Here is a 26,230-nt window from a genome sequence, read left to right on the forward strand (position 1 = left end):
TTTTCAGGACTTTTTTTTGTTTCGAAATCTCCCACCCCTATACTTAATCTTAACGAGTGGTTAAATAGCAGCCTCAACACAAGAATAAAAACAAACCTCCATTCACAGGAAGTGAACGTTCGGGAAGGATACCTTATGGGAACATTGCAAACTTTAGATTATAAGATCCCGGATTCCATGCAGAAAAGTTGGCAAAACATCGTCAACCTTCTCGCACAAATTGCTAATGTTCCGACCACGCTCATCATGCGCATCCACCCTAACCATATCGAAGTCAACACCACCAGCGAGACACAAAATAACCCTTACAAAGTCGGTGATAAAGAAGGACTTGGACACGGCCTCTATTGCGAACATGTCATTGAACACAAAAGGGAGCTCATGGTACCCAACGCTTTGCTCGATGACGAATGGAAAAATAATCCTGATATTAAGCTTGGTATGATTTCTTACTGCGGCTTGCCCCTTTACTGGCCAAATGGGGAAACATTTGGAACGATCTGCATGCTCGACTCCAAAGAAAATCAATACAACGCAACTTATCGGCAGCTTTTAAATACTTTCAAAGAGTCCATCGAAGCGCAGCTTGCGGTGGTTTTTCAACAACACAAGCTGATGAGACTAAACAGTGAACTTAAAAACCGAGTCGAAACTCGGACCACTGACCTAGCACAACTCAGCTATTCCTTAACCAAAGAAATCGACCGCCGTAAAGCCGCAGAAAAGCAAGTGAGTTACCAAAAAACACACGACCAAGGTACAGGCTTTTTAAACCGTTCCGCCTTAGAGAAAGTCCTCGATAGCACGTTAGAAACATTGAATCATGAACACGAAGCGCTTGCAGTGATTAACGTAGGATTCAGCAACGCACGAAGCATACAGACAAAATTTGGCTTTGAAGGTTTTGATGAGGTACTCAAAGAATTTCGCTTTCGCTTGGGCCATAACGAAACCAGTTATTTTGTCACGGGTCGACCAAGCTCCAATGACCTTGTGATTGTCGTATCGGGAGAAGATGTCGAAAACAAAGTCCAGAAACTGCTAGAAGATATCACACATGTAAGTGTTGGTAATTTCTACATCGAAGATACCGAGGTCCATTTACACTCTTACATTGGGGTTGTTCAAGCGCACAGAAACAGCCATTCCAAACAACTGCTACAAAACGCTTGCTACGCGATGCTGCTCTGTAAAGAGTCAGGTGAACCCTACAGTTACTTCTGCGAAAGCCATACACAAGAACTCAATAACCATAACCAACTAGAAAGCTACCTACTCCAAGCAGTTAGAAACGACGACTTAATGCTTTATTTTCAACCCAAAGTACTGCCCCATACTCACAAGTGGATCGGTGCAGAAGCCCTACTGCGCTGGCGTCATCCAGTATTAGGCGATGTTTCGAATGAGGCTCTCATTCATATGGCAGAACAAAATGGTTTGATATTTGAAGTCGGTTCGTTTGTACTACGCACCGCCATCGATAAAGCTAAGCAATGGTCTGAGTTAGTGGATAACTTTAAGATTGCCGTTAACGTATCACCCATCCAATTGCAGAACGTCAACTTTGCGGAACAAATTGAACACCTACTTGAAACCTTCCATCTGCCCGCTCACTTTCTAGAACTTGAAGTCACCGAAAGCGCTCTCATTGCTGATGAGGTTGTTGCTCGTAATACATTGAATAAACTTCACAATCTAGGTGTGACACTGTCACTAGATGATTTTGGAACAGGTTACGCGTCGTTCAGTTACCTAAAGAAATACCCGTTTGATGCGATTAAAATCGATAAAAGCTTTGTTCAGCAAATGGATAAGTCCGATGATGACCGTGCCATTATTTGTTCTATCATACACATCGCTAAAAAGTTGGAGTTACAAGTCGTCATAGAAGGCATTGAGTCCGCCCAGCAAGAACAATTTTTAATTGGTGAAGGCTGCGACATTGGGCAAGGGTTTCTTTATGGCAAGCCTATGCCTTGTAACGAATTTGAGCAAAGTTTGTTTAATCAAAACCTCTTGGGTGGTCAATACACCTATTCTTCCTAAGCATTTGCTTTACTCTGCTTGCGGTGGTTTCTATAATCGCCGCCCGCTTCCAATAAAAAGGCCAATATCTTCATGGATCAGTTGACTGCCACGCTAAAAAAAATCGAAAAGCAGAACTACCGCGCTTACCAGCAAATCAAGGGTCAATACGACTTCGATGATTTCAATCTGTACATTGATCATGTACAAGGCGACCCATACGCTTCTGCTTCTCGCTTGCGTGCAACTCGTGCTTGGTCACTCACTGGCCTTGAATGGCTAAAAGATGAATCTCCAGCTTTCCAACGCGCAGCGCGTGATTTCATTGCACGCAGCTTTGAGCAATTTGCGAAACAAGAGAATACGGTAACTATCTCGCTAAGCGGCCAGACCGTGCTAGACAACACGGCAGTCCTTTTTACTGAAGAAGGTATTGAATTACGTTTCCGCGTAAACCTTCCTGCGGAAGGACGTCAAGTGCTTGGTAAAAAAGCCAATAACATTCTGACTTTCCATCTACCAAAATTCATCCGCCGTGCAACGCTGGAACGTGAGCTAGACAAAGAAGCCTTGTTAGAACACTGCCAAGTGGTGGAAGATCAAGCGGCGCTGCGTGAACAATTGGAAGTGAACAATCTCGTAGCTTTCGTTGCGAATGGAAGCATTCTTCCTCGTATCGCAGGTAACTGCGATCTACCAATGAAAGAAGCGGTCGAATTCAAAGCCCCTGAAAACCTTCAAGTTACACTCCACGCCCCTAACAAAGGCTACGTAACAGGCCTAGGTATTCCAAAAGGCATTACATTGATCGTTGGTGGTGGCTTCCATGGTAAATCAACGTTATTGAATGCAATTGAGCGTTCTATTTACGACCACATTCCAGGTGATGGCCGTGAGTACATTGTTACCGATGCAAACGCGATGAAGATTCGTGCAGAAGACGGCCGTTGTGTTCATCACTTGAACTTGTCGAACTACATCAACCACTTACCAATGAGCAAAGATACCGCCGACTTTTCTACTCAAGATGCATCTGGCTCAACCTCTCAAGCCGCTTGGTTGCAAGAGTCAATTGAAGCCGGTGCAAGCTCACTGCTTATTGATGAAGATACGTCAGCGACTAACTTTATGATCCGTGATGAGCGTATGCAGGCATTGGTTGCAAAAGGTGATGAGCCAATTACTCCCCTTGTGGATCGTATTGGCCAATTACGTAATGAGCTGCAGATATCAACCATTATTGTTATGGGGGGATCTGGTGATTACTTAGACGTTGCAGACACCGTCATTCAAATGCACGATTACCAAGCGGTTAACGTGACAGAAAAAGCCAAACAAGTGATAGCTCAGCACCCTACTCAGCGTCATAACGAATCTGAAGAGCCTCTGCAAACGTTCCGTCCGCGTGCACTTAATCGTGTCGCGTTAATGAACATTTTGATGGATGGCAAATTCCGCGTAAATGCAAAAGGCAAAGATTCACTTCGCTTCGGTAAAGAGTTCGCTGATTTAAGTGCTTTGGAGCAACTAGAATCCGCGGATGAAGTGAACACCATTGGCTGGCTGTGGTTCCAGTTAGCGCAACTTCCAGGTTGGTGTAACAACCCTGCGAAAGAGATTGATGACATGCTAGTTGGCGAATGGCACGCAAACTTACCTAAGCAAGGCGATCTGGCTAAGCCACGTACACTTGACGTAATGGCAGCGTTAAACCGCATGCGTAAATCTCAGTTTAAGCCAACCAACTGATTCTATCGTTCAAGAACCTAAAGAAGAATTAAATAAGGCAGCGTTTCACCGCTGCCTTTTTATGTTCAACTGTTTTCTAGTTAACTATCCGTTTCTTAATACGTTCCACGCATCACACAGCACACGAAAGCGTTCTGCGCTGCCGTTTTCTCTATCTGGATGCCAACGCAACGCTAATTTTCGCCATTGCTTACGGATCTCCACTCTTGTCGCGTCGCGCCCTAACTCAAACAGACTCAACGCTTTGGACCTATCAATACAAGAACTGGATGAGCCACCAATGAAGTGTTGATAGCGATTCCAAAAGTCATTCAGCAATCGGCGTACCTCTCCTTCGTTGGCTTCATAATTACTCCAGTCGAGGTAGTATTCTCGTAACGGATTCGTCGTGTCGACAGTATGGCGCGTAGCTTCTAATGAGGACATTAACACGATGTCCATGGCTTCAACTTGCAGCCAACCTTCTGGATATAACGTTTCTTGTAATTGATAGAGCGCATTCATCAACAAGAAGTTACGTTTGAAGAGATCTTTATCTGGAGATGAGTCTAATTGGGCAATGTAACCATGCTCACTCAATTCATGAGCTAGAGTATGCACTTTCCAGCCTGAAGGTTTCTTTTTGAGGATTTCGAGGATCGGCCATAACAATGGATTTTCCATATCATGATGACCACGTTGGCAAACGTCATGTTGTTCGTCCATGTATCCTCTTTGTTTTCTCGGTTTATTCTCTAAAGCTAGTCAATTTGTACCATAAACACAAAAAGGCCGACAGTAAGAAACGGTCGGCCTTTTGAACGAAGATCTCATTGATTTAAATAACGCCGAGTTCTCGTAGTCGTTCCATCAGGTAACTATGTGCTGTGTAACGTTCCGAAAGCACTGTATCAGGCTTTGGATGGAGGAATAACGGCAAAGAAATGCGGGAGTTCTCTTGACGACCACCCGTTGGGTTGATGACTCGGTGTGTCGTTGATGGGAAGTAACCCCCTGACGCTTCTTGTAGCATGTCACCAATGTTGATGATCATATTACCAAAGTCACAAGGCACATCTAACCAATCACCTTCTTTGCTCTTAACTTGCAAGCCCGGCTCATTTGCCGCAGGCAGCACCGTGAGTAAGTTGATGTCTTCATGAGCCGCAGCGCGAATTGCTCCCGGTTCTTCTTCACCCGTCATTGGAGGGTAATGCAAAACGCGTAGCAATGTTTTGTCGCTATTGTTGATCATTTCAGACAGCGCAATAGAAAACTTCTCTTGAACCTCTTTCGGTGCGTACTCTTCTACCCAGCCAAGTAATTCTTGAGCAAATGCGTTCGCACGTTCGTAATACTCTAAGATTTCTTTTTCTAGCTGCACAGGGATCTGACCCCATGGGTATACATGGAAGTACTCTTTGATGTCTTTTACGCTGTGGCCTTTCGCAACTTCAGAAACGGAAGGTGGAAAATAACCGTCTTGTGTTTCAACATTAAATTGGAAATCGTTTTTTTGCGCTGAGCTGAAAAACTCGTACCAGTTTTTGTAAATTGACTCGACCAGCTCTTGTGGGATTGGGTGGTTTTTTAATACACCGAACCCAGTTTCACGTAGTGAGGTGACGAACTGTTGAGCAGCATCGTCAGCAAGATAATCGACAGTTTCCAGTTTCATGACTCTACTTCTTTTTTATTAGACTGAGTCGTGAATTCTATGGATGGGCATGTTGTAAATCAAACTTTAATGAAATGTTTCCGCGCAAACGTTTTATTGTTGAGCAGTTTGCCAATATATCAACAAAAACAGTAATCATTATTTTGATAAAACAAACAATTGCACAGCGTTCAATTAAGTGTAATCATAACGTCAGTATTTAATTGAAGGATCAATTTCTCTATGAAGAATACTTCTACCTTATTGGGTTTAACCATTTTCTATGCCGTCGTATTTCTGTTTTCAGCGTTAGAGCCGAGCTCTCGAGCGGTGTGGTTTGCCGAAATCGTACCAGCCATTGGTATTCTCATCGCGATTTGGGCACTGTCTATTCGTTACCAATTCAGTAACACCGCTTACGTATTGATGTTCATTTGGCTTTGCTTACATACCATTGGCGCAAAATACACGTTCGCAGAAGTCCCCTTTGACTGGTTTAACAATTTGATTGGATCTGAGCGCAACAACTTCGACCGAGTCGCGCACTTTTCTATTGGCTTATACGCATACCCAATCGCTGAATATCTGATTAATAAAAAGAAAATCAGCGCAAGCTTCGCTTCTTGGTTTGCTTTGTTTGCAATCATGTCGTTAGCGGCTGGCTACGAGATCATTGAATGGTGGTACGCCGCGATTGCGGGTGGAGATGAAGGCATTGCCTTTCTGGGATCACAGGGCGATATTTGGGATGCCCAGAAAGACATGTTGTGCGACACCATGGGTGCGATAGTTTCTTTGTTATTACTGACAACTCAACGTCGATTGGCGAAGCCATTCTAAATACGGATTAAACCCTTCGACAATTGGGACCTGTACGATTTGAGCAACTTCATATTCGTGCAGGTCTTTTATTTTGTCTTCCACTAATGCATACAAATCACGCCGCGTCTTAATCACCATGAGCCATTCGTTATCGCTGCAAATTTCCCCTTTCCACACATAATGACTTTCTATTGGCATAGTTTGAATGCACGCAGCGAGTTTAGCCTCTAGTAGACCTTTGATAATTTCATCTCGGTTTTGTTGTGTACCCGCTGTACTCAGTACCATGCAGTAATCGTGTTGTTCGCTCATAACTGACTCTTATTTCATCGTGACCTTACCGCCAATCATCTTGAAGGCGGGCGTTCCTCTTACCAACGTATCTCGTGCAAACTCTTGCTCGCAACCCGGACAAACACAAGGCACTTTAGTGAAGTCTTCGACAATACGTTCTTTAAAACATTTGACCAAAGCACCCTTTCCTCCTTTACGGTATTTAAACAGCTGAGCTTTGCATTTTGCGCAGTATATTTCGACGGTTTTTGTCGGTTGTTTTTTATTCGGTTTCGCCATTTTTCTCTATTTCTGGTTTTACCCATACATTGCTAAAGTCGAACCAGCCTAGTGCGTTGCATTTGGCGTTTTGTAATGCGCCACTGTGGTCTTTGTTTACGCCAAGCCAGCAGTGGAACATCGGGATGACTTGGCAACTTTTCACTAATTGTCGACCAAGCTCTCGTGCAGGAAAATCATTGTGTTGCCCTGCTCGCCACTGATCCACCAGCGTTGCCCATCTAGAAAAGTCGTACCCTGCGCTAAATTTATCGATATCACTGTAGTCTAGTAGCCAACCTGCTAGTGCGTCATTGCGATTTGTTGCAATGCCCATGGCTTTAATCCAAATATCCACTTCTTCTGGGGAAGGCGGCTGAGTATCATAGCGAATGAAATCTACATCGATACCATGCGGCTTTAACAGTGTTTTAATAGCCTTCCCGATGACCGGAAACATTGGGTGTTTTTTCTGATAAGCAACACAAATCGTTTTCTCTTTTTGAGGCGCATCACCTCCCATTGTCGGCTTAAGATCTATCCAACCAGGTTTCAATCCAAATGCTTGAAGCACTCCGAGTTCGATGACCTTATCTTGTGGCACAAGAGAGTAAATTTGATAGCTGTTCAATACCTGACTTAGGAACTCTGCCCAACGTGGATCTTTCGCTATCCCTTTGTTTTTATTGAGTAGTAAAAAGGTACAGCCTGGGTCCAGTTCGACTTCGTCGGTGGAGGCTTGTTTGTCCATTTGTGGTTTTGATAAGCTTGGGTAAACCATCGAAGAGTACGCTTCATCAATCACCCAGACTTCGACTTGGTCAAGTAGCGGACGTAGTCCAAAATAACCGTCAAACGCTGTTAATATCAGTCGTTTGTCATCGTTTACTTTGACTTGAAATGGCCCTGTACCGACGGGTTTTCGATCAAACTCTTCTGAGCGAAGCGTCTTGGGAAGCAGGACTTTCGCCTGAGACTCACTCAACGCGAGGGGCAAATACTTATCAGGACGTACAAGATGGATGTCCACCGTCCACGGTTCTGGTGAAATCACTTTTTCTATATGAGAAAACAGATTCAAGCCACTCAATGCAGAAATGCTTTCAATAACACAGTCCGTCGTGAGCAACTCTCCATTATGGAAACGAACACCTCGGCGCAAATAAAAACGCCAATGGGTATCGGATAGCGCTTCCCAATAGTGCGCCAAATCCGGCTGCAGTTGTTCGTTGTCGTCGAGCTTAGTCAAACCGCTGAATACTTGTCGGGCAATATGTTGCTCAGACCGACGCATCGGTTTCTGAGGATTCAACATGGCTAATGGCCGATAGTAAGGCAAACGGACGACTTGCTCACCCTGACGGTGCTGCAAACCAAGGTAGCCTTGGATTACCTGAGTCAGTTTGGCGGCATCATTGTCTAACGCTTCTAAAGCTTGCCCAATTTTTCCTTCATCAAGATAACGACGAGCCAAGTTTTCACTCACGTCACTGCGATTACGTTTAAAGACAAGTTTAGAGAGTTTTCCTCGACCAGCGGCAGGATGCCACTCAATCCACCCTTCTTCCTCTAATTTATTGAGAACGATTCGGGCATTACGTCGAGTACAAAAGAGCGCTTCGGTAATGTCTTCGAGTTGAACTTCCGTGTCATTACCAGAAAATTTTTCAAACAGTGTTTCGAATTGAACACGTAAACGAGGACTGCTCATAAAGAGGAAATTTTAGTTTTCATTGCGATAAACTAAGTTTCCTCATTTTTTGCAAAAAGTGCAAACCTCGGAAGTGAAATTATTGAATGTCGATACCAATTTCTTGCGCTACTTGGCGTAATTGATCTTCATCGTCGAGTTTGATCGACCATTTTGTTTCTGCGCCATGTGCTAACACCACATTCGCACCACGACCAAGCAATTGAATTGCATCAGTTTGGGCTTGCATCGTAACCATACCCGAACCGGTTAACTTGATGACAATTTCACGTTGGGTTGCGATGATCTTACCCAGAGAAAATTCGATAACCATGCCTTACCTTCGTTGAATTATGCTGTCTTTTCTTTTTGATGTTTGACTGCAATGGTCAAACGACTGGTGCAAACCAAACGTTCTCGTTCGTCGGTAATATTGATCTGCCAAACTTGTGTAGATACGCCTAAATGCACTGGTGTAGCCGTCCCAATAACGTAACCGCTTCTCATCGCACGCACATGGTTGGCATTAATGTCTAAGCCAACGCAGTAACTGCCTTCGCCCACACAGAAATTAGCGGCAAGTGAGCCTAACGTTTCTGCTAACACAACCGATGCACCACCATGAAGCATCCCTAATGGCTGATGAGTAAAGCTGCACACAGGCATGGTCGCGGTAAGCGAGTCGTCAGTGAAGTCGGTATAGACGATTTGCAGATGTTCCATCATGGTGTTCTTAGACGTAGCGTTAAGAACCTCCAAGCTCATTGGCTTTTTCCAAATACTCATGTTTTCGCTCTTATTCTAACCAGTTACAACCACTGGTAATCTCGATTTGAAGTGCCTCTAGGATAGTCCCGATCGTAACATCACTTCAAGACGAAACACATCGTTCAACGTGATCAACATAATGGCTTAAAGTTTCTTTACTAAGCGTTATACTATTGGTACAAAACAGAAAATATTTATATGGACCCCACTATGAGAACATGGATTAAAGCATCAGTGCTTTTCACTATAGCTGGCTTAACAGCGTGCAGTTCTTCCCCTACTGGCCGCAATCAGATTTTAATGTTTTCTGATCAAGAAATGTCTTCACTTGGCGCAAAATCGTTTGATCAAATGAAGAAAGAGATCCCGATCAGCAAAGACAAGAAAACCAATGCATACGTTCAATGTGTTGCAAAACAAATCACTGATACCATTCCACCACAAGCTGGGTTTAAAGATTGGGAAGTGGTTGTCTTTGATAGTGACCAAGTGAACGCCTTTGCGTTACCCGGTGGCAAAATTGGCGTATACACAGGACTGTTGAAAGTCGCTAAAAACCAAGACCAACTAGCAACCGTTATTGGCCACGAGGTTGCTCACGTCCTAGCGGATCACAGTAACGAACGCCTCTCTCAAAGCCAACTCACCAACGCAGGGTTGTCCCTTGCTAATGTTGCAATCGGCGCCTCTGAATACAAGCAATACCAGCAAATGACCATGGCGGCATTAGGTGTTGGTGTTCAGTATGGTGTGATTCTTCCTTATGGTAGAACTCAAGAGTCGGAAGCGGATATTGTTGGCCTTGGCTTTATGGCAAAGGCGGGATTCGACCCGAATCAGAGCGTCGATCTTTGGCAAAATATGGGCAAAGCCGGTGGTGCGCAACCACCTGAGTTCTTCTCAACCCACCCATCGCATAACACTCGTATCAGAGATTTGCAGGCCACCATTAAAACCTTGCCAGCTTCTACCGTGAAAGCTCCGAAGTGCGGGTAATTTAATGTTTTAGGTTGTATTACGTAAAAATACATAATTAATCTAACACCAGAAACACGAAAGCTCCGTTAGGCTAAAACCTACCGGAGCTTTCTTTTTAGTTCTTGCCTTTATGGTCCCTGCTTCAGATGAGATTGGTCAGCTCGAGAGCGAAAATTAGGTGCCCAGAATTTGCAATGGCAAACTGAGTAAGCTATCTCCTAACCCAGCAAAGTACCAAATGATCGCCACAAAACCACCGACGGATACTAAGTACCATGCAAACGAGAACAGTTGGCCATAACGAGTTAACGGCAATAAGTGGCTATGATGTCGCGTTCGCCATTCCATTACCACTTCCAACATGCCCATCATTAATAGAAATCCTAATAACGTTAAACCAAACGTGTAACTGATATAGATTCCAAACAATGCTGCGAGAATACTACCGACAAGCCCGACCCAAGTATTCATTGAAAAGGTAATGCTTTTTAAGACGTGACCACCATCTAAAGGTAGAATCGGCAATAGGTTGAAAAGGTTTAACAGTGCATTAAACACTGCCAACCCTGCGAAGATCATTTCTCCAGTCATCCAGTAAAGAACGGTGAAAATGATACTAAGCACCAAGCCAAAGAACGGCCCCATTATGGAAATAACCACGTCTTGCCATCGAGTATTTATCTTTTCATCACTCAGCGCTAAACCACCAAGAAACGGGATGAGATAAATTCCTTTGGTCTTCATGCCGAAGTACTTCATCGCCTTAATGTGCCCGTATTCGTGAAAAACAAGACACGCCAACAATGCCAAAGCAAACTCAATGGAAAATAACCAGGAGTACGCTGCTAAACTTGCCGACGCAAGCGCAACCTTGATGACTTTCGCACTCTTCAGTGCTTTCATCCCCAGTGACACCATACCAATTAAACTAAAACGCTTTTCGGTTGGCGGCGCTTCAACCGGTATCTGACGCTCAATGTCTTTTTCGTTTCTTGTCCCTTCGGTAACCAAAACATCGTCGATAAACGCTTGATATTTGAAATCAAACGGTTGCCAATTTAGCTCACAGTCGAGTTGGCAAGATAAGATCTCTTCCGCTGAAGAAAGCTTAAATTGATGTGAGGTTTTGCCTGAATCATCCTCACTGGCATCAATTTGCGATACCAAAGTGTTATCCCAAAACAACTGCTGCCATCCAGCCATTGACCCTTCTAATCTCAATGGTCTCCCAAGAAATTCAATGTGTAGTAATTCCACGCTATTCCCAATGCGATAAACACGAAGTGCGGATTATGCCTGTAAAGGAATCGAACGAAAAGCATGTTAACAACTAGTGTTTGACTATCATTTAACCATCAGATTTACAAAAAAACTCTGGTCGTACCATTTGTTATAAAAATATCACCATAATACATGGCCTTACTAAATGCCATTTGACCTATGCATCAAATTTAAAACGTAATATAGGTATGATCTTTGACAAGTTAATAAACATACAATTAACATTATCGTTACATCGCAGTTGTAATTCGAACCGACAACAGCTGGTGTAATCGCTACACAACAATTACAAAGACTTCGGTCTAACATAATGACACCCTAGGAGGGTCAAGGATGAACAAGAAGCACTGCTCTCTGCTTACAATTTCAATATTGTTTGCGTGTAATGCCCAATCGGCGGGCTTTCAGGTTGCTGAGCACTCGGCATCTGGTCTTGGTAGAGCATTTTCAGGTGAAGGCGCGGTTGCTGATAATGCAAGCGTATTAGCACGTAACCCAGCTGCGATGACACTTTTTAAAGAAGCTCAATTTTCAGGTGCACTGTCTATTGTCGACCCTGAAGTTAACGTCTACGACACTTACCATAAAGAGCACGCTGACGACGTGGCACCGCTACAAATCGTTCCAGCGGGTTACTACATCAGCCCAATCAATGATCAATGGGCTTGGGGTATTGGTATGTTCACTACCTATGGTGTTGCGACTGATTACCCAGATGATATCTCTGCCGGTGATATGGCGGGTGATACCTCCCTACTTTCCGTCAACCTAAACCCTAATATCGCTTATCGCATTAACGAGCAATTCAGCGTTGGTGGTGGTATTAACTTGGTATACGCACACGCAGAGTTAACTCGCCACAAAGGTGCACTTGCTCCGCTATTTGGTCCTGACAGCAAGAAATCCGACAACCTCATTGGTATGGAAGGCGACACGTTTGCTTGGGGTTGGAACATTGGCGCTTTATACGAGCTGGATGAAAACAACCGCTTTGGCTTTGGTTACCGCTCTAAAGTAGACCTTGACTTTGATGAAGGTGAATTCAGCAGCTATGACTCTGGTGTCGCCAACGCTGCAAAAGTAGATGGCCGTCTGCAAATTTCTCTTCCGTCTATTATCGAACTTTCTGCATTCCATCAGTTAAACGAAACGTGGGCGATCCACTACGGATGGCAACAAACGGACTGGAGCACATTTAAAGAATTAAAAGCAACCAGTAAAGATTGTGCTGGTGGTGTCTGCTTCTTCAAACCTGAAAAATACGAAGACAACAACCGTTACTCCTTCGGTGGTACATACACTCTGAACAACCAATGGACACTTCGCGCGGGTATCGCCTATGACGAGCAAGCCGGTGAAGCCACATTGAGTATCCCTGATAGCGACCGTTTTTGGTACAGCGCAGGCGTGACTTATGCAATGAAAGAAAACCTAACCTTCGATGCAGGTTTTGCTTTCGTCAAGAGTAAGTCTGGCTCGTTTACTGAAACCAACGCCGCGGATCAAGAGATCACATTTGATTCAGAAGGTACGGCCTACATCAGTGCTGTACAAATGAACTACACGTTCAAGTAATTAGGATTAACGGAGTAAACCAATGAAACATACGTTTAAACTATCACTGCTTTGTTCTGCAATCCTACTTGCAGGTTGTGGTGACAATACATCGAGCTCTGGTACATCAGATAAACCGACGTTTGAGCCCGAAGTACAAGCGCTACTTGACCGCAACACATCGATTAGCTTTACATTGCAAGGTGCAGATGCAGACGTTCCTGCGCCATCTTACTTATTGATGGATAGCACAGACGGAACGCTTGGCCTTCCAACAGGCGGGGACGATGCATTAACCAATCCCCTAGCTGCCATGAACACAATGGATGGTTGGTCAACGTCTATGCCAATCGTTCTTAACTTCAATGGCGATGGTTTTGCTGACGGCCTTGTTACTTCTGGTATCAGCGTTATTAAGATAAACCAACGTCTTACCGATTGGGATGGCGCTTCAAACCCAATCGAAAAAGTACTTACGCTGGGTACTGACTACGTTGTACAAGCGAGCGGCAATTCTCTTTACATTCAGTTTATGAACTCTTTGGACGAATCTGGCGAATACATCTTCGCGGTAACTCAAGCGATTCAAGACGTAAACGGAAATCCAATTGGTACATCAGGGAGCTATGCGACAGGTAAAACGAAAGAGATCGTTTATGAAACTGGTGACTTAGCTTCAGTACAGGCAGCCACGACAGCAGTAGAGGGTATTTTCGGACTCGCAAGTGTCAACCCTGCTGATATTGTTTACTCATCATGGTTTAGCACACAATCTGTAGGCGATACGCTTGCTGCTGTGAAAGGCGTCACGGCAACCGGTTTTGCTACTGGTGCTAATACGTTAAATACTGTGTACAAAAACGACGCAAACGAAGGTGCCATTGACCTTTCTACCGCATACACGCTGACAATGGGGACGACACAAGACTTTATTACAGCACTTGACGCTGATGAAGACTTTAACAAGTACGTTAGTGACCTGGATGCAGCTAAAACAGCAATCAAAGGTTTATATGCTGGCGCTAACGTGGCGGTCAATGTGACACAAGGTGTTGCAAAACTGCCTCATTATCTAGAGAAAGGCGCTGACTGGAACATGCAACCAATGGTTTCTGCAATGCCTAGCCTTGCTAAAGTCAGTGCTGCACTAGCGGATGAAGGCGAACAAGCGAACATGGTTCAACAGCTTTCTACAGGTGTATTTGCCGATGATCCTGTAGATGTCACTAAGTTAGCTACGGACCCGACAGAACAGTTAAAGCTTGTTGGTTCGACTCTGTATCTAACGGAAGGAACACAATTGGATAGCGACCGTATTATCACTCGTTATTCACCTGTACCAGTGGTTAAATCACTCGAAGACGTAGAGTTCTTGTTGTTTACACCGCAAACTGGCACACCTACAGATGTCGTGATTTACCAACACGGTATTACATCAGCTAAAGAAAATGCGTACTCTTTTGCTTTTAATATGGTTAAAGCAGGTGTTGCTGTTATTGCAATCGATCTACCAATCCATGGTACTCGTAGTTTAGATGACCAACGCTCTGCCAACGCAGATGTACTGGCTTACCTGAACCTTTCTAACCTAGCAGTGGCGCGTGATAACCTTCGCCAAAGCGTGCTCGATGTGCTGGGTTTACGTGCAAGCTTAGTTGTTTCAGCGCAAGCTGGCCTTCTGACAAGCAGCCCGCTTCAAGGCTTTAACCCGATGACGGGTTCAAAAGTGAAGATGCTTGGTCACTCATTGGGTGGTATCGTCGGTACTTCTGCAGTAGCAGCGGCGAACAACACATTGGGTAGCCCAACGGCAGACGCGTTGTACACATTCAGCGGCGCATCAATTCAAAACGCAGGTGGCCAAATTGGTAACCTACTGCTTGGTTCGTCTAACTTTGGTCCACAGATCAAGCATAACCTAGCGTACGCAGCTTCAACAGATTACGCGAGCTATGCAGATGCATCATGTGCAGACTTGTCTGACAAAGCGTGTTACGAGGCATTTGAACAAGTAGCAAGCGACGCACAACTAGCGGCACTTAATGCTGGTTTCTCTAGCTTTATCTATGCTGCACAAACTACGCTGGATACAGTTGATCCATTTACCAATGCAAGTGATCTTGTCTCAAGTGGCTCACTATCAACACCATTCTTCATGACAGAGGTAGATGGTGACGATACCGTACCAAACAATGTTGCAAACGCACCATTCGCGGGTACTGAACCTCTTGCGGCTAAACTTGGGCTAACAACTGTGAACAGTGCAAATACTGCGGTATCTCCTTCTGCTAGCTTTGTTCAATTTAATGCGACAGCAACACACAGTACGTTTGCATCCCCAGGCGGAACACTTGCTGACTTAGACCATCATGTAGAAATGCAGATGGAAAATGCTGACTTCCTAATGGATGATATGTTAACTGGTGTCACCAATACCTCTGTACTTAAGTAAGTATCTTTAGCAATACCAAAGCCCAGTTTCAACTGGGCTTTTTCGTTTCAGTGCTATTCAAACCCACTCATATTTCCTCTGCTATAGTTAAGTCGATGTCTTTGTCTAACTCACTTGTTTAAAAAGGAAAACTCTATGCGCGTATTGACCGTGATTGCCACTGCACTACTTCTTGCCGCTTGCGGTAGCAGCCAATATCTTATGTCAACGAATGAAGGGAAAATCATTACCTCTTACGGCAAGCCAGATCTCAATGAAGATACTGGTATGTACGAATATGAGGACGTAGATGGAAAAGAAATGAGCATTTCTAAAGACCAAGTTGTACAGATCATTGAACGATAAAACACCGTGCCCTCTGGAAAACAGAGGGCACTTCTCATTCACTCTGAATAACTCAACTTGAAACTAATAGCCTTTATCAATGCAACTAATTCATCATTCAAAACAATCAACACCCTTATTTATATTCTCACTATTATTTGGTTAGCGAATATTTTACATCTTCACTCCTTTCAGGTTGGAATATTGTAAAATCTCGCCTTTAATTCTCTAACACCCTTTTATTTCTCAGGATAAAGTGGATAATACCGCCACCAAAAAAACATTACTAAGGTGAGTCCTTATGTCTATCGAAGCTACTTTGCTTGCTCGCTGCGAGTCAAAATGTGAACTGTGTTCTTCTGAATCTCAACTAACAGCATTTGCTGTTCCACCACACGGTAACGTGACTGTTGATACTGCTATCATGGTTTGTGATAAGTGTCATGGTGAGATCGAAGACCCTAAAGACATTAACCACTGGCGCTGCCTAAACGACAGCATGTGGAGCCAAGTACCTGCGGTACAAGTCACTGCATGGCGCCAACTTACTCGCCTAAACTCTGAAAGCTGGGCTCAAGATGCTCTTGACATGATGTACATGGAAGAAGAGCAAATGAACTGGGCAATGAAAGGTATGTCTGCTGACGACAAAACGGTTGACTGCAACGGCACTGAACTTAAAAAAGGTGACGACGTAACCGTAATCAAAGACCTACCAGTTAAAGGTACAAACCAAGTAATCAAACAAGGTACTGTTATTCGTGGTATCAGCCTTGGTGATGATCCTAAACTTGTTTCAGGTAAGGCAAACGGCGGTCAGTCAATGTACGTGATCGCTGAGTACTGCCGTAAGAAGTAATCTCGATATTACTTTCGAAGTTTAACGGGGTTCCAATTGGGACCCCGTTTTCGTTTCTAACTTCCGCTTTCTTCTACTTATCTATTTTATCGCTGTCATTCCTCGCTTTCGCTCTCAAGCATTTTCGATTATGGTTCGAGAAGGAACAAATTAAGATGGATTGTTGTATGAAGAAGTTAACCATTCTTGATGGTGGTATGGGCCGTGAACTCAAACGCATTGGGGCACCTTTCTCGCAGCCACAATGGAGCGCTCAAGCTCTGATTGAATCTCCCGAGTACGTCTATCAGGCGCACCAAAGCTTTATCAATGCTGGGGCGGAGATCATTATCACCAACAGTTATGCTTGTGTACCGTTTCATCTTGGTGAAACACTCTACGAACAACGTGGTAGTGAGCTTGCTCGTCAAGCGGCTCAGATTGCACAAGAATGCGCAAATCAATCACCAAACGACATTGTCGTCGCAGGCTGTATTCCCCCCGCATTTGGTAGCTATCGCCCTGACCTATTTGAAAAAGAGCAAGGCGAACAGATCTTCGAAACGTTACTGAAAGCACAAGATGACTATGTCGCGATCTGGATTGCGGAAACGATCTGCAGCCTAGAGGAGCTCACTTGTTTGCAAAACGTCTTTAATAGCTGCAATAAACCGGTCGTTTATGCCTTTTCTCTCAACGACGACGTGTCAAGCACCGCACTCCTTCGTTCCGGGGAAACCGTAACGCAAGCCATTGAACAAGTGGTGGCCAATGCTTCGGTTAATACACGTGGTATATACTTCAACTGTTCGGTACCAGAGGTAATGGCAAAAGCGGTCAGCGACACCAACGCTATCTTAAACAAACACAAGAGCAATATTGATATTGGCGTTTATGCAAATAACTTTACTGCAATTAAATCTGATCATGAAGCAAATAGCGCACTTCAGTCCATGCGCGAACTTACTCCTAAAGAATACGTCGAATTTGCGAAAGAATGGTATGTAAAAGGAGCAACCGTCATTGGTGGATGCTGCGGTATCGGCCCAGAACACATCAAAGCGTTGGTGGATTGGAAAAACGCAGTGTAAACATTCTAATCAATTTCTCCTGCAACCGTCTGTACACGGTTAAAGGTACCAGGCTCAGTCACCCAAGCCGCAACGGCATCAATATTATCTAACGGTTGACTGAGCTTAAACGTCCAATGTCCATTCTCTGAACGACTTTGTTGTTTCTCTAATACCACAAAATTATGCTCAAGGACTTTACCTCGATTCTCACCCCTTTTCACTGGTGTGGTTTCATTATTTGAGAGAAACACAATCGTCGCATCATACATACCCACCTCTTCAAATCGCAGGGTGAATTGGTTGCCAGATCGCTCTAGAACCAAAGATTGAGCTTTATCGTTGTGGTTGCTTGGTAACACACGCTCACGCCAGTTGAAGAAGCCGCGCCATTCTTTACCATCAACGACAAATGCCGGAGTATAAACACTCCCTACCGCACCATAAGCACGATACAAACGTTGCAGCTGAGAGAATTCAGGCTTTGCAAATTTGTCTTTCCAGCCAAGATAGTCCCAATAGTCAACGTGGTAGGCAACGGGAATGTACTTTCCCCACAAATCAGGGTTGGATTCGAACGTGGAAAGGTATTTGTCTGCAGGTGGACAACTAGAGCAACCTTCTGAAGTAAACAGTTCGATGACTTGGGCAGGCCGCCCCTCATGAGACCATATTTGAGAAGCAGAAAGGCTCGCTAGAATAGACAAAGTTGATATAGCAATCATAGACAGTTCCTTCTTGTAACTACTGACTATGACCGTGCTACCTAAAGATAGCTTTCAATACTGTTTTAGAAGTGTAGATTTCAGATACAAAAATGCCGGCGATTAAGCCGGCATTTCGAATTCGCTTTATATTCAGATTAACGATACATACCGATATCTTTCTGAATATGTGCTGACAAATCTTCTGCGTAGTAGCTGCGAGGTGCAGAATTGTCTACAAAAAGAATGTCTAGTAGGTGAGCAATCAATCCTTTGAAGTTAACCGAGTAGGTTTTCTTATCCATAGAGGTTGGTAAAGCTACATTTGTCATTTGCATTGCTTGTGCCATGATTGCCTCTCTTTAAAAGCAGTAATTTGTTTCGTTGGTTGTATATTAGTCATTTTTTCATTGAGCAAAAAATGACAAAATTTGCTCATTCAAATTAGTTTTTCTAATGAAACAAGGTATTTACAAACACCCAGAATACAAAAGCCACCAAAATGAATAGTTATTCACAAATTGAAATCTTTAGTTGAATAACTTGGATTTACGTAGGTAAATCCAAGTTTAAATGCAACATTTTTTTAACTGAAATCGTTTTCCAGTGTTTTTGAATTTACAAAATCATCAAGAGTTCTGATTAGTAATATTAACGCTAGAATTATCGTTAGATTTGTTCTTATAAATAGACGCAATAACCGCCGCCGTCATGACCGTAACCAAGAACGTTAATGACCAAACCGTCGGGATTTCATATTGAGTTCCGACTAGCAGCATCTTGATACCGATAAAGATCATGATGACTGACAACGCTGGTTTTAGGTAAACAAACTTATCCAACATCGCTTGAAGTACAAAGTACAATGAACGTAAGCCAAGTAAAGCAAATACGTTTGCCGCTAAAACTAGGAACGGTTCGCGTGTAACAGCGAAGATCGCAGGGATAGAATCCAAAGCGAACATAACGTCCATCACCGCAATCACACCAACAACGATCAACATTGGCGTTGCAACCCACTTACCTGCTTGTTTTAAGATCAAGTGGTTGCCTTGATACTTGTCTGTCACTGGTAAGAACTTGCGAATGAATTGCTCAGGATAAGGGTTCACCTCTTCTTCTTCGCCTTTATCTCGCGCTAACTTGATACCAGTCCAAATTAGGAATGCCGCGAATAGGTAAAGCACCCAGTGGTATTGAGCCAACAACTGCGCACCAACAGCAATCATGATTGCACGTAGCACTAACGCACCAATGACCCCCCACAGCAAAGCACGAGGACGTAAATGTTCTGGCACCTTGTATTGCGCAAAGATAATCGCAAAAACAAACAAGTTGTCGACACTTAACGATTTCTCAAGCAAATAACCCGTTAAGAATGATATGGTCGCCTTTTCGTGAGTATAAACGCTATGAGGCGCGTAATAATCCCAAAAGAAATAGATAGAACCTGCAAAGACAAACGCTAATAAGAACCAGAATACGCTCCAACCAATCGCTTTTTTCATGGTAATCACGCCGCCACGAGTCTGATAGATATCGAGAGCGACTAAAACCAAGGTAAATAGGCCGAATACACCGTACATTGTCAGTGATTCTTGCAGTGGAACAGACTGGGATAATTGGGTGGTATTTTCGATAAGAGACATGCTTCCTCCCGAGCGGAAGGACATTATTCGGGCTGACCTTCCGCAAACAATACAAACCAGCAGTCACATTACCCATGTGTCTGCTAATCAATGAATGCGTTGGTCTCGTTGAAGTGACGACTTGATGAATCAAGTATCACCTTTATTTACCGGATAAGCTGATGCTTAACGAGATGACGATAAATAAACTTGCGCTAACTACTCCCCAAACACCGCCATCATACCCCTGCCTGCAGCGATCTCCAACAAAAATTACTTATCGATAAAAACAAAGTATTTTGTGAAGAACAGTTATCAGCAGCACCTATCAACTGGATGATAAATACAAAAAAGGAGCACGGTTGTGCTCCTTTTTGATGACTTATCGGGTTTACAAACCAGTTAATGGTACAAAATAAACCAGTGTTGACCAAACCGCGACCCACGCAACGACGACCGCTGCATCAGCCCAATCTTTTTTCCACATACTCTCTTCCCTCTTAATCGCATGTGCAACAGAAAGAGAGCAAAAAGGATACCAATAAGCTTTACTGGTTCTTTTGGGAATAAACTTTGTGATTTTCGTTCAAACAGTTTGGTTCATCGGTCAGTAATTCAATGAAACAATCGGCCATAGAAAGGTTACTCACAAACCCTTCACCTTTCATGTTTAACAAGGCTTCATAGCCTTCTTTACCTTTCATTGTGTAGGCCGAGGATGCCCCGCGATACCACTCTTCTTCTTGAATCAGTGACCAACGATCCCCATCAAAAATTTCTAACTTTTTAATGCGTTGTCCTTTGGCCGCACCCGCATCGTATTCAAAGCTCAAGTTATGCGTATATGGGTAGCTACCAGAACCAGTGCCTTCAACGCCATTGTTGAGTGCATTATTGATTGCGCCTTCCAATGCTAGACGAATCGCTTTACCTTGCACATCATAACAGCCAATTGGCACGGCAAATGGCAACAATCGTCCGGCAACATCTGCCACGGTGATCTTTCCCGGATTGAGAGAAGTGCGCACCCCACCCGCATTATGAATTGCAAATTGAACCTGATGACCACGTTTGTTCAAACTATAAAGAAAGGAGTGTGCAACGGATGGCGCAAGCTCGCTACCACCGAATTCATCGGGCACTCGAACATGACGCTTTTTCTGCACTACGTTTGCAATGACTTGTGCTTGCAACTTGCGCACTCGCGGAATGTATTTATCACTCAAAATTGCCTGTGTTTCAGGGTGCTTCTTACACACCACCACATTTGGCTGACCATGAATAAAGTCACACGCTTCCTCAAACACACCTTGATCGAGCTGCTCGTTTAACGTTGAGTCCCAAAAGATTCGACGTCCAAGCAACAACTCATTTTGGCCATTTAGCATGGTCGGTTTGCCGCTTTCATCAAACTCAAGCACACAATGCCCCATCGTCAGCGCATGATAACCAGCTTGCACAACGTAAGTGTCATTAACTTTAATGCCATAAGGGTCGTCTTGACCTAGACCAATAGCGGCAAAGTCACCCTGTAACCTATGACTGTGACCGCCGACAATAATGCCAATACCTTCTACTTTGGATGCTAATTCAAGATCGCCTTCGTAACCTAAGTGGCTTAAAAGAATGATATTTTTGATACCCGCTTGGTTAATCTGTTCAACCGTATGCTTTGCGGTTTCAATTGCAGATATGAATGGTGTATCCGCATCTGGGTTTGCAATGTCGCTCATCTTATCAATAGACAAACCGAAAATGGCCACTCTCTCGCCATCAAATTCCTTGATCAAATATTGCGCACTTTGAGTTGCAGTATCGAAGCTCAGTACATTGTCACAATCACTCATACGGTGATCTTTGCTCGATAACTCATTCGACAAATCCCAATTGCCCGCAAGCAGTGGAAAGTGAGTACGTTGACAAAACAACGCGACTGGCTCATTCCCCATATCTAATTCATGATTGCCTAAAGCCATGGCATCGATGTTTAGAGCATTTAACAGATCAGCGTTTGCTTTGCCTTTAAATAGGGAAAAATACAACGTGCCTTGAAAACAGTCACCAGCATGAAGGAACAACATGCCCTGACCTTGGCGTTGAGCATCATCGCGAAGCTGTTCTACGCGCGTTGCAATACGCGAAAAACCACCAGCGCTCACGTAAGGCTCCAGTGTACGTTCGTTATCGATATTGAGTTTTAGTTGTAATGACGTTGGTTCAAAGTAGGAATGTGTGTCATTGATGTGCGCCAGTTTGATTCTGACTGGCTTATGATTTTTATTCATTGTCATCTTCTCTCTTTTCATTCCTTTTAATTATTAGAATTGAATCATGACAGAATCATGAATTTTATGAAACAGAGAAATTGTCATTTCATTTTAACGTGATCAAGATTCATCTTGCGTACAATTATGAAAGCGACTTTACGCCTAAACGGTCTGCATTCCTAGGGTGAATGCTCTTAATTTTGTGAACTGAGCTTAACTCGATTAGACCAATTTCATATATGCTTAGGAGAAGCAAAAGAACTCTCTATAATTCAAATAATTGCAAGGAGGAGTGAGATGAGACTAGAACGCATCGAAATCTCTGGGTTTAGAGGCATCAAACGCCTGTCACTCTCTTTTGACGAACTCACCACCTTGATTGGTGAAAATACTTGGGGCAAATCATCATTACTTGATGCGCTTTCGCTTGCCCTTCCTGCTGACGGTTCTCTTTATCAGTTTGAGATGACTGATTTCCACGTTGACTACGCCATCGCCCATCCGCAATCGCAGCATTTACAAATTATCCTGTGTTTTAAGGCGCAAGATAAACAAGAAGTGAATGCTGGTCGTTACCGTCGTATAAAGCCGACATGGTGTATCAATGCAGACAATGAGCACGTCATTTATTACCGTATAAGTGCCACGCGAGACGGCCATAACACGACGACAAAGTACGCCTTTCTAGATTGCGACGGTGAACCAAAACAACTGCACCATTCAGAAAAGCTCGCGGTTGAACTCATGACGCTGCATCCAGTGATTCGTTTACGCGACTCACGTCGTTTCCCTGCTCCTCCCACCAATGGAGACAGCAAAAATGCACGTATTGAAAAACGGATTAACAACACTTGTCGTCGTTTAGTTGCCATGCCCGGCCATGTCAACAAAGGTGAGGTACGAAGTAGTCTAGGCTCCATGCAAACTTTGGTTGAACACTACTTTGCTTTCCGAAGTGTTAAAAAAGGCAACCCAAGAAAGCCACGCGACGGATTGTTCTATGCGAGCCCCTCCTCTGAAAAAGGCCTTGCGCAGTTTCTTAAAGAAACCAACAACAAACAAAGTCGATTGCTTTTAATGGGCTTACTAAACGCGTATTTGCAAGCAAAAGGTCCAACCGACTTGAGGCGCTGCGCTCGCCCTGTTTTAATCATTGAAGATCCAGAAGGTCGTTTACACCCTACCCACTTATCGCGTGCTTGGAGTTTGTTGCAGCTATTACCAATGCAGAAAATTCTTACAACCAACAGTGCCCGTTTGCTCGGTTCTGTTCCATTGGCCTCTATCCGACGTTTAGTTCGTTTATCAGACAAGACCGTTGCAAAGTCACTCAATACTAACCGATTTAGTGTCGATCAATTGAGACGGATTGGCTTCCACATTCGCTTCCACCGTGCTGGTGCACTCTTTGCGCGCTGTTGGTTATTGGTTGAGGGAGAAACTGAAGTATGGCTATTTAACGAACTCGCCCGCCAATGCGGATATGATTTAGCGGCGGAGGGCGTTCAAATTGTTGAGTTTGCACAGTCTGGTTTGAAGTCACTCATCAAAGTGGCCAAAGAGTTTGGGATTGATTGGCACGTTGTTACCGATGGAGACCCCGCGGGGAAAAAATACGCACATACGGTTCGAGCGCACTTAGATAATGATCAGGAACGCCATCGCTTAACCGAATTGCCAGATCGAGACATTGAACACTTCTTGTATAACAACGGGTTCGAATTGTTCTTTAAAGACATTGTTAAGATCCCTCATGACCACCCGATCCCTGCGAAAAAAGTAGTTAATCGTGTTTTGAAGAAACAAGCAAAGCCAGATTTAGCCCTTGCTATCGTTGCCCATTGCGAAGAACGAGGTGTCGAATGCATCCCTGTCTTGCTTCGTTGGACCCTAAAACGAGTAGTAACGATGGCGAACGGCAACACCTGATCGTGCCGGTGACTTATGTTGCTGATAAGCGAAACGGAAATACAAACATAAAAAAAGCACACCAATTTGGTGTGCTCGTATCAAGAATCAATAATTTTGATTAACTGTATTGAGCGGGATAAGTCTCAATACACAGCGGATACAAATAAGATCGGGGGTTCACTACTGTACTTGCTCAGCAAGCGAAGAAGTAGCGGCTGATTTCGCATGTAACCAAAGTCCCGTCGCTTTCATCAGGTAACCAAACACACCACCTAAGATCAGTGATGGAACGACAAGTTGCCAGTTACCATCAGCAGCGAAAGTCGCGCATGATCCAATGAAAGTACCAGGGATGTACGCTAACCAAGCTTGCTTGGCTTGAATACACATGAAAAACGCAACAACAGCAGTAATTACGTAGCCAAGAATCTCTAGCCCTGCGTAAGTAGAACCATAGATGATCACCATTGCCCAAAAAACACCACTCAAGTTGGTAATTAAGCTAATTCCTAAGCCTTTTAAGCCACTTGTCGGGGATGCAAAGTAACTTGTACAGCCAAGAAAGCCAGCCCAAGATAACAGGCCTAGGGAGATCGCGATCCAGCCCCACACGCCAGAGAGAATGCCAGTAGTAATAGAGATTGCTAAAAGTGTTGTCATGGTATTCTTACCCGCTTGCTAGTTCGTACCGAATTGGTTTGAGAACTGCCTTCATACATTGAAATCAGGCAGTCAATACTAGGCATATAGTCCTATCACTTCGGTGATTAAGATCACATTAAACTTCATATCGTTTCATTTTTTACACGTTAAATTTGACGCAACCGATAAATCAACAGATTTCGAAAATAACAAAATCATAATGAATTGATCAAAAATCACAAAAAAGGCCCTGCCTAATGCAGAGCCTTTTGAAAAATTCGGTCAATTTATATCAGATATCGTTTAAAGCACCGAAGGTTTACCTTTCATCATTCGTAGACCTTCACGCTTGATGCAATCAACCAATGGGTTTTCCGCCATATCCGCACGCCAGATAAACGACAACGTTCGATCCATTTTTAGTTCAGGTACGTTTAGTGCCACCAGTTCACCCGCTTCGATGTATCGCTCTACATCAAGGTAAGGTAAACAAGTAAGATATTGACCGTTCGCTACTAAGCTGCGTAGCACTGGGACGTGTTCATATTCACGCCAAACATCGAGATCTTCAATGAGATGGTGAATAGAGCTATCAAAAATCTTGCGAGTACCAGAACCATGCTCACGTAAAACCCATTTTGCATGTTCTAACTGAGCAAGACTAACCGAATCGTTACGAGCAAACGGATGGTGAGACGCTGCGACTACAGTAAGATGATCACGACACCAAATTTCTTGGTGCAAACGGTTATCGTCACAACGCCCTTCAATCACGCCCAAATCGTATTTGTAATCCAACACTCCATCAATAACGGCTTGCGTACTTTGTACTCCAAGTGAGATTCGCATCTCTGGAAAGTCGTTATCAATGATACTGATAAGGTCAGGAACCAAGTGTTCTGCCGGAGTTTGACTGGCACCTAATCGAATGTGCCCACTCAGCAAATGCTGCTCATAAAATCCCATTTCTATTTGCAGCGCGTCTTGTAATAAACGCTTAGCTTTTGGCCTTAACCACATCCCCCAATGCGTTAGGGCCATTTGCTTGCCTTGCCTTTCAAACAAAGGTCTGCCAAGCATTTTTTCTAATTGCGCAAGCGACATACTTGTCGCTGATTGTGTTAAAGCCAGTTTATCTGCGGCCTGGCTTACACTGCCGGTGTCTGCAACTGCGTCAAAAACCGCTAATTGCTTAAGTGAGTAGCGCAAAGTTGTCTCCCTAATTGGCGAGTATTCCTCATACCCTCGCGACCCCAAAATCCATGCGTAAATACGCAATGAGGTTCATTTTACCTACCCTACAGAACTTATCAAATAATTTGATGAGGATTCTAAATAT

Annotated in this window: 24 protein-coding genes; 10 read left to right on the forward strand and 14 right to left on the reverse strand. The window is 43.9% G+C overall.

Features of this window, described 5'->3' with window-relative positions:
- The first annotated feature begins 135 nt into the window (after positions 1-135).
- Positions 136-2,046 carry a bifunctional diguanylate cyclase/phosphodiesterase gene (locus VJL_RS11040; RefSeq protein ID WP_038877906.1) on the forward strand — a complete coding sequence of 637 codons (1,911 nt, stop codon included), beginning with the start codon at positions 136-138 and terminating at the stop codon, positions 2,044-2,046.
- A gap of 72 nt (positions 2,047-2,118) precedes the next feature.
- Positions 2,119-3,774 carry an ABC-ATPase domain-containing protein gene (locus VJL_RS11045; protein WP_038877908.1) on the forward strand — a complete coding sequence of 552 codons (1,656 nt, stop codon included), beginning with the start codon at positions 2,119-2,121 and terminating at the stop codon, positions 3,772-3,774.
- An 84-nt stretch (positions 3,775-3,858) separates the two neighbouring features.
- On the opposite strand, the gene VJL_RS11050 is transcribed toward VJL_RS11045, so the two are convergent.
- A complete protein-coding gene (locus VJL_RS11050; RefSeq protein WP_038877910.1) occupies positions 3,859-4,479 on the reverse strand; it encodes a DNA-J related domain-containing protein in 621 nt (206 codons plus the stop codon).
- A 112-nt stretch (positions 4,480-4,591) separates the two neighbouring features.
- A complete protein-coding gene (locus tag VJL_RS11055; RefSeq protein ID WP_038870749.1) occupies positions 4,592-5,431 on the reverse strand; it encodes an isopenicillin N synthase family dioxygenase in 840 nt (279 codons plus the stop codon).
- A 222-nt stretch (positions 5,432-5,653) separates the two neighbouring features.
- Between VJL_RS11055 and VJL_RS11060 the strand changes: the two genes are divergently transcribed.
- Positions 5,654-6,250 carry a DUF2238 domain-containing protein gene (locus VJL_RS11060; protein ID WP_038870750.1) on the forward strand — a complete coding sequence of 199 codons (597 nt, stop codon included), beginning with the start codon at positions 5,654-5,656 and terminating at the stop codon, positions 6,248-6,250.
- On the opposite strand, the gene cutA is transcribed toward VJL_RS11060, so the two are convergent.
- The 5 genes from cutA to VJL_RS11085 form a co-directional block, all read right to left on the reverse strand.
- Positions 6,212-6,544 carry a divalent-cation tolerance protein CutA gene (gene cutA, locus VJL_RS11065; protein ID WP_038877912.1) on the reverse strand — a complete coding sequence of 111 codons (333 nt, stop codon included), beginning with the start codon at positions 6,542-6,544 and terminating at the stop codon, positions 6,212-6,214. The genes VJL_RS11060 and cutA overlap by 39 nt on opposite strands.
- Before the next feature lie 9 nt (positions 6,545-6,553).
- The gene (locus VJL_RS11070) at positions 6,554-6,805 is read right to left on the reverse strand and encodes a hypothetical protein (RefSeq protein ID WP_038870753.1); all 252 of its coding nucleotides are present in this window, start codon (positions 6,803-6,805) and stop codon (positions 6,554-6,556) included.
- Positions 6,789-8,495, reverse strand: coding sequence for an SgrR family transcriptional regulator (locus VJL_RS11075; RefSeq protein ID WP_038877914.1), 1,707 nt, complete (start codon positions 8,493-8,495; stop codon positions 6,789-6,791). Before VJL_RS11075 ends, VJL_RS11070 begins: the two co-directional genes overlap by 17 nt.
- Positions 8,496-8,574: 79 nt before the next feature.
- A complete protein-coding gene (locus VJL_RS11080) occupies positions 8,575-8,808 on the reverse strand; it encodes a DUF3389 domain-containing protein (RefSeq protein WP_038870757.1) in 234 nt (77 codons plus the stop codon).
- A gap of 17 nt (positions 8,809-8,825) precedes the next feature.
- The gene (locus tag VJL_RS11085; protein WP_038870760.1) at positions 8,826-9,260 is read right to left on the reverse strand and encodes a hotdog fold thioesterase; all 435 of its coding nucleotides are present in this window, start codon (positions 9,258-9,260) and stop codon (positions 8,826-8,828) included.
- A gap of 192 nt (positions 9,261-9,452) precedes the next feature.
- Between VJL_RS11085 and VJL_RS11090 the strand changes: the two genes are divergently transcribed.
- Complete coding sequence (locus tag VJL_RS11090) at positions 9,453-10,238, forward strand: M48 family metallopeptidase (protein ID WP_038870761.1); 786 nt, start codon at positions 9,453-9,455, stop codon at positions 10,236-10,238.
- A gap of 156 nt (positions 10,239-10,394) precedes the next feature.
- Here VJL_RS11090 and VJL_RS11095 read toward each other — a convergent pair whose 3' ends face one another.
- On the reverse strand, positions 10,395-11,423 hold the full coding sequence (locus tag VJL_RS11095; RefSeq protein ID WP_050568835.1) for a site-2 protease family protein: 1,029 nt from the start codon (positions 11,421-11,423) through the stop codon (positions 10,395-10,397).
- A 411-nt stretch (positions 11,424-11,834) separates the two neighbouring features.
- Here VJL_RS11095 and VJL_RS11100 point away from each other — a divergent pair, with 411 nt between their 5' ends.
- The 5 genes from VJL_RS11100 to VJL_RS11120 all read left to right on the forward strand — a co-directional run bounded on the left by VJL_RS11100 (position 11,835) and on the right by VJL_RS11120 (position 17,760).
- Positions 11,835-13,076 carry a porin gene (locus VJL_RS11100; protein ID WP_038877918.1) on the forward strand — a complete coding sequence of 414 codons (1,242 nt, stop codon included), beginning with the start codon at positions 11,835-11,837 and terminating at the stop codon, positions 13,074-13,076.
- 22 nt (positions 13,077-13,098) lie between these two features.
- The gene (locus VJL_RS11105; protein ID WP_038877919.1) at positions 13,099-15,507 is read left to right on the forward strand and encodes a VolA/Pla-1 family phospholipase; all 2,409 of its coding nucleotides are present in this window, start codon (positions 13,099-13,101) and stop codon (positions 15,505-15,507) included.
- A gap of 135 nt (positions 15,508-15,642) precedes the next feature.
- Positions 15,643-15,852 (forward strand): YgdI/YgdR family lipoprotein, encoded by a 210-nt coding sequence (locus VJL_RS11110; protein ID WP_005435119.1) that lies wholly within the window; start codon positions 15,643-15,645, stop codon positions 15,850-15,852.
- 280 nt (positions 15,853-16,132) lie between these two features.
- Complete coding sequence (locus VJL_RS11115; protein ID WP_038870769.1) at positions 16,133-16,690, forward strand: PhnA domain-containing protein; 558 nt, start codon at positions 16,133-16,135, stop codon at positions 16,688-16,690.
- Between the two features lie 167 nt (positions 16,691-16,857).
- Positions 16,858-17,760, forward strand: a complete 903-nt coding sequence (locus VJL_RS11120; protein ID WP_038878141.1) for a homocysteine S-methyltransferase family protein — start codon at positions 16,858-16,860, stop codon at positions 17,758-17,760.
- 5 nt (positions 17,761-17,765) lie between these two features.
- Here VJL_RS11120 and VJL_RS11125 read toward each other — a convergent pair whose 3' ends face one another.
- The 4 genes from VJL_RS11125 to VJL_RS11145 all read right to left on the reverse strand — a co-directional run bounded on the left by VJL_RS11125 (position 17,766) and on the right by VJL_RS11145 (position 22,362).
- Positions 17,766-18,464, reverse strand: coding sequence for a DUF1223 domain-containing protein (locus tag VJL_RS11125; RefSeq protein WP_038870771.1), 699 nt, complete (start codon positions 18,462-18,464; stop codon positions 17,766-17,768).
- A gap of 137 nt (positions 18,465-18,601) precedes the next feature.
- Positions 18,602-18,793, reverse strand: a complete 192-nt coding sequence (locus VJL_RS11130; RefSeq protein WP_005424996.1) for a hypothetical protein — start codon at positions 18,791-18,793, stop codon at positions 18,602-18,604.
- Positions 18,794-19,072: 279 nt separating this feature from the next.
- Complete coding sequence (locus VJL_RS11135) at positions 19,073-20,092, reverse strand: TerC family protein (protein ID WP_038870773.1); 1,020 nt, start codon at positions 20,090-20,092, stop codon at positions 19,073-19,075.
- A gap of 527 nt (positions 20,093-20,619) precedes the next feature.
- The gene (locus tag VJL_RS11145) at positions 20,620-22,362 is read right to left on the reverse strand and encodes a bifunctional metallophosphatase/5'-nucleotidase (RefSeq protein WP_038877922.1); all 1,743 of its coding nucleotides are present in this window, start codon (positions 22,360-22,362) and stop codon (positions 20,620-20,622) included.
- 273 nt (positions 22,363-22,635) lie between these two features.
- On the opposite strand from VJL_RS11145, the gene VJL_RS11150 reads away from it, so the two are divergent.
- Positions 22,636-24,267: an ATP-dependent endonuclease gene (locus VJL_RS11150; RefSeq protein ID WP_038877924.1), complete on the forward strand. Its 1,632-nt coding sequence runs from the start codon at positions 22,636-22,638 to the stop codon at positions 24,265-24,267.
- A gap of 162 nt (positions 24,268-24,429) precedes the next feature.
- On the opposite strand, the gene VJL_RS11155 is transcribed toward VJL_RS11150, so the two are convergent.
- Together VJL_RS11155 and VJL_RS11160 are read right to left on the reverse strand one after the other, a co-directional pair.
- Positions 24,430-24,909, reverse strand: a complete 480-nt coding sequence (locus VJL_RS11155) for a DUF1097 domain-containing protein (RefSeq protein ID WP_038877926.1) — start codon at positions 24,907-24,909, stop codon at positions 24,430-24,432.
- A gap of 285 nt (positions 24,910-25,194) precedes the next feature.
- Positions 25,195-26,100, reverse strand: coding sequence for a LysR substrate-binding domain-containing protein (locus VJL_RS11160; RefSeq protein ID WP_038870783.1), 906 nt, complete (start codon positions 26,098-26,100; stop codon positions 25,195-25,197).
- Positions 26,101-26,230: the final 130 nt, after the last annotated feature.

This window comes from Vibrio jasicida CAIM 1864 = LMG 25398 (genome assembly GCF_000400365.1).
GTDB classification, from domain to species: Bacteria; Pseudomonadota; Gammaproteobacteria; order Enterobacterales; family Vibrionaceae; genus Vibrio; species Vibrio jasicida.

Excerpts from the sequence above, each read along its gene's own strand:
- VJL_RS11135 (WP_038870773.1), bottom strand. The coding sequence starts at position 20,092 with ATGTCTCTTATCGAAAATACCACCCAATTATCCCAGTCTGTTCCACTG.
- VJL_RS11105 (WP_038877919.1), top strand. The coding sequence starts at position 13,099 with ATGAAACATACGTTTAAACTATCACTGCTTTGTTCTGCAATCCTACTT.
- VJL_RS11095 (WP_050568835.1), bottom strand. The coding sequence starts at position 11,423 with ATGGCTGGATGGCAGCAGTTGTTTTGGGATAACACTTTGGTATCGCAA.
- VJL_RS11060 (WP_038870750.1), top strand. The coding sequence starts at position 5,654 with ATGAAGAATACTTCTACCTTATTGGGTTTAACCATTTTCTATGCCGTC.
- VJL_RS11155 (WP_038877926.1), bottom strand. The coding sequence starts at position 24,909 with ATGACAACACTTTTAGCAATCTCTATTACTACTGGCATTCTCTCTGGC.
- VJL_RS11080 (WP_038870757.1), bottom strand. The coding sequence starts at position 8,808 with ATGGTTATCGAATTTTCTCTGGGTAAGATCATCGCAACCCAACGTGAA.
- VJL_RS11125 (WP_038870771.1), bottom strand. The coding sequence starts at position 18,464 with ATGATTGCTATATCAACTTTGTCTATTCTAGCGAGCCTTTCTGCTTCT.
- VJL_RS11150 (WP_038877924.1), top strand. The coding sequence starts at position 22,636 with ATGAGACTAGAACGCATCGAAATCTCTGGGTTTAGAGGCATCAAACGC.
- VJL_RS11115 (WP_038870769.1), top strand. The coding sequence starts at position 16,133 with ATGTCTATCGAAGCTACTTTGCTTGCTCGCTGCGAGTCAAAATGTGAA.
- VJL_RS11055 (WP_038870749.1), bottom strand. The coding sequence starts at position 5,431 with ATGAAACTGGAAACTGTCGATTATCTTGCTGACGATGCTGCTCAACAG.
- VJL_RS11120 (WP_038878141.1), top strand. The coding sequence starts at position 16,858 with ATGAAGAAGTTAACCATTCTTGATGGTGGTATGGGCCGTGAACTCAAA.
- VJL_RS11070 (WP_038870753.1), bottom strand. The coding sequence starts at position 6,805 with ATGGCGAAACCGAATAAAAAACAACCGACAAAAACCGTCGAAATATAC.
- VJL_RS11040 (WP_038877906.1), top strand. The coding sequence starts at position 136 with ATGGGAACATTGCAAACTTTAGATTATAAGATCCCGGATTCCATGCAG.
- VJL_RS11090 (WP_038870761.1), top strand. The coding sequence starts at position 9,453 with ATGAGAACATGGATTAAAGCATCAGTGCTTTTCACTATAGCTGGCTTA.
- VJL_RS11050 (WP_038877910.1), bottom strand. The coding sequence starts at position 4,479 with ATGGACGAACAACATGACGTTTGCCAACGTGGTCATCATGATATGGAA.
- VJL_RS11085 (WP_038870760.1), bottom strand. The coding sequence starts at position 9,260 with ATGAGTATTTGGAAAAAGCCAATGAGCTTGGAGGTTCTTAACGCTACG.
- VJL_RS11145 (WP_038877922.1), bottom strand. The coding sequence starts at position 22,362 with ATGACAATGAATAAAAATCATAAGCCAGTCAGAATCAAACTGGCGCAC.
- VJL_RS11130 (WP_005424996.1), bottom strand. The coding sequence starts at position 18,793 with ATGGCACAAGCAATGCAAATGACAAATGTAGCTTTACCAACCTCTATG.
- cutA (WP_038877912.1), bottom strand. The coding sequence starts at position 6,544 with ATGAGCGAACAACACGATTACTGCATGGTACTGAGTACAGCGGGTACA.
- VJL_RS11100 (WP_038877918.1), top strand. The coding sequence starts at position 11,835 with ATGAACAAGAAGCACTGCTCTCTGCTTACAATTTCAATATTGTTTGCG.
- VJL_RS11110 (WP_005435119.1), top strand. The coding sequence starts at position 15,643 with ATGCGCGTATTGACCGTGATTGCCACTGCACTACTTCTTGCCGCTTGC.
- VJL_RS11075 (WP_038877914.1), bottom strand. The coding sequence starts at position 8,495 with ATGAGCAGTCCTCGTTTACGTGTTCAATTCGAAACACTGTTTGAAAAA.
- VJL_RS11045 (WP_038877908.1), top strand. The coding sequence starts at position 2,119 with ATGGATCAGTTGACTGCCACGCTAAAAAAAATCGAAAAGCAGAACTAC.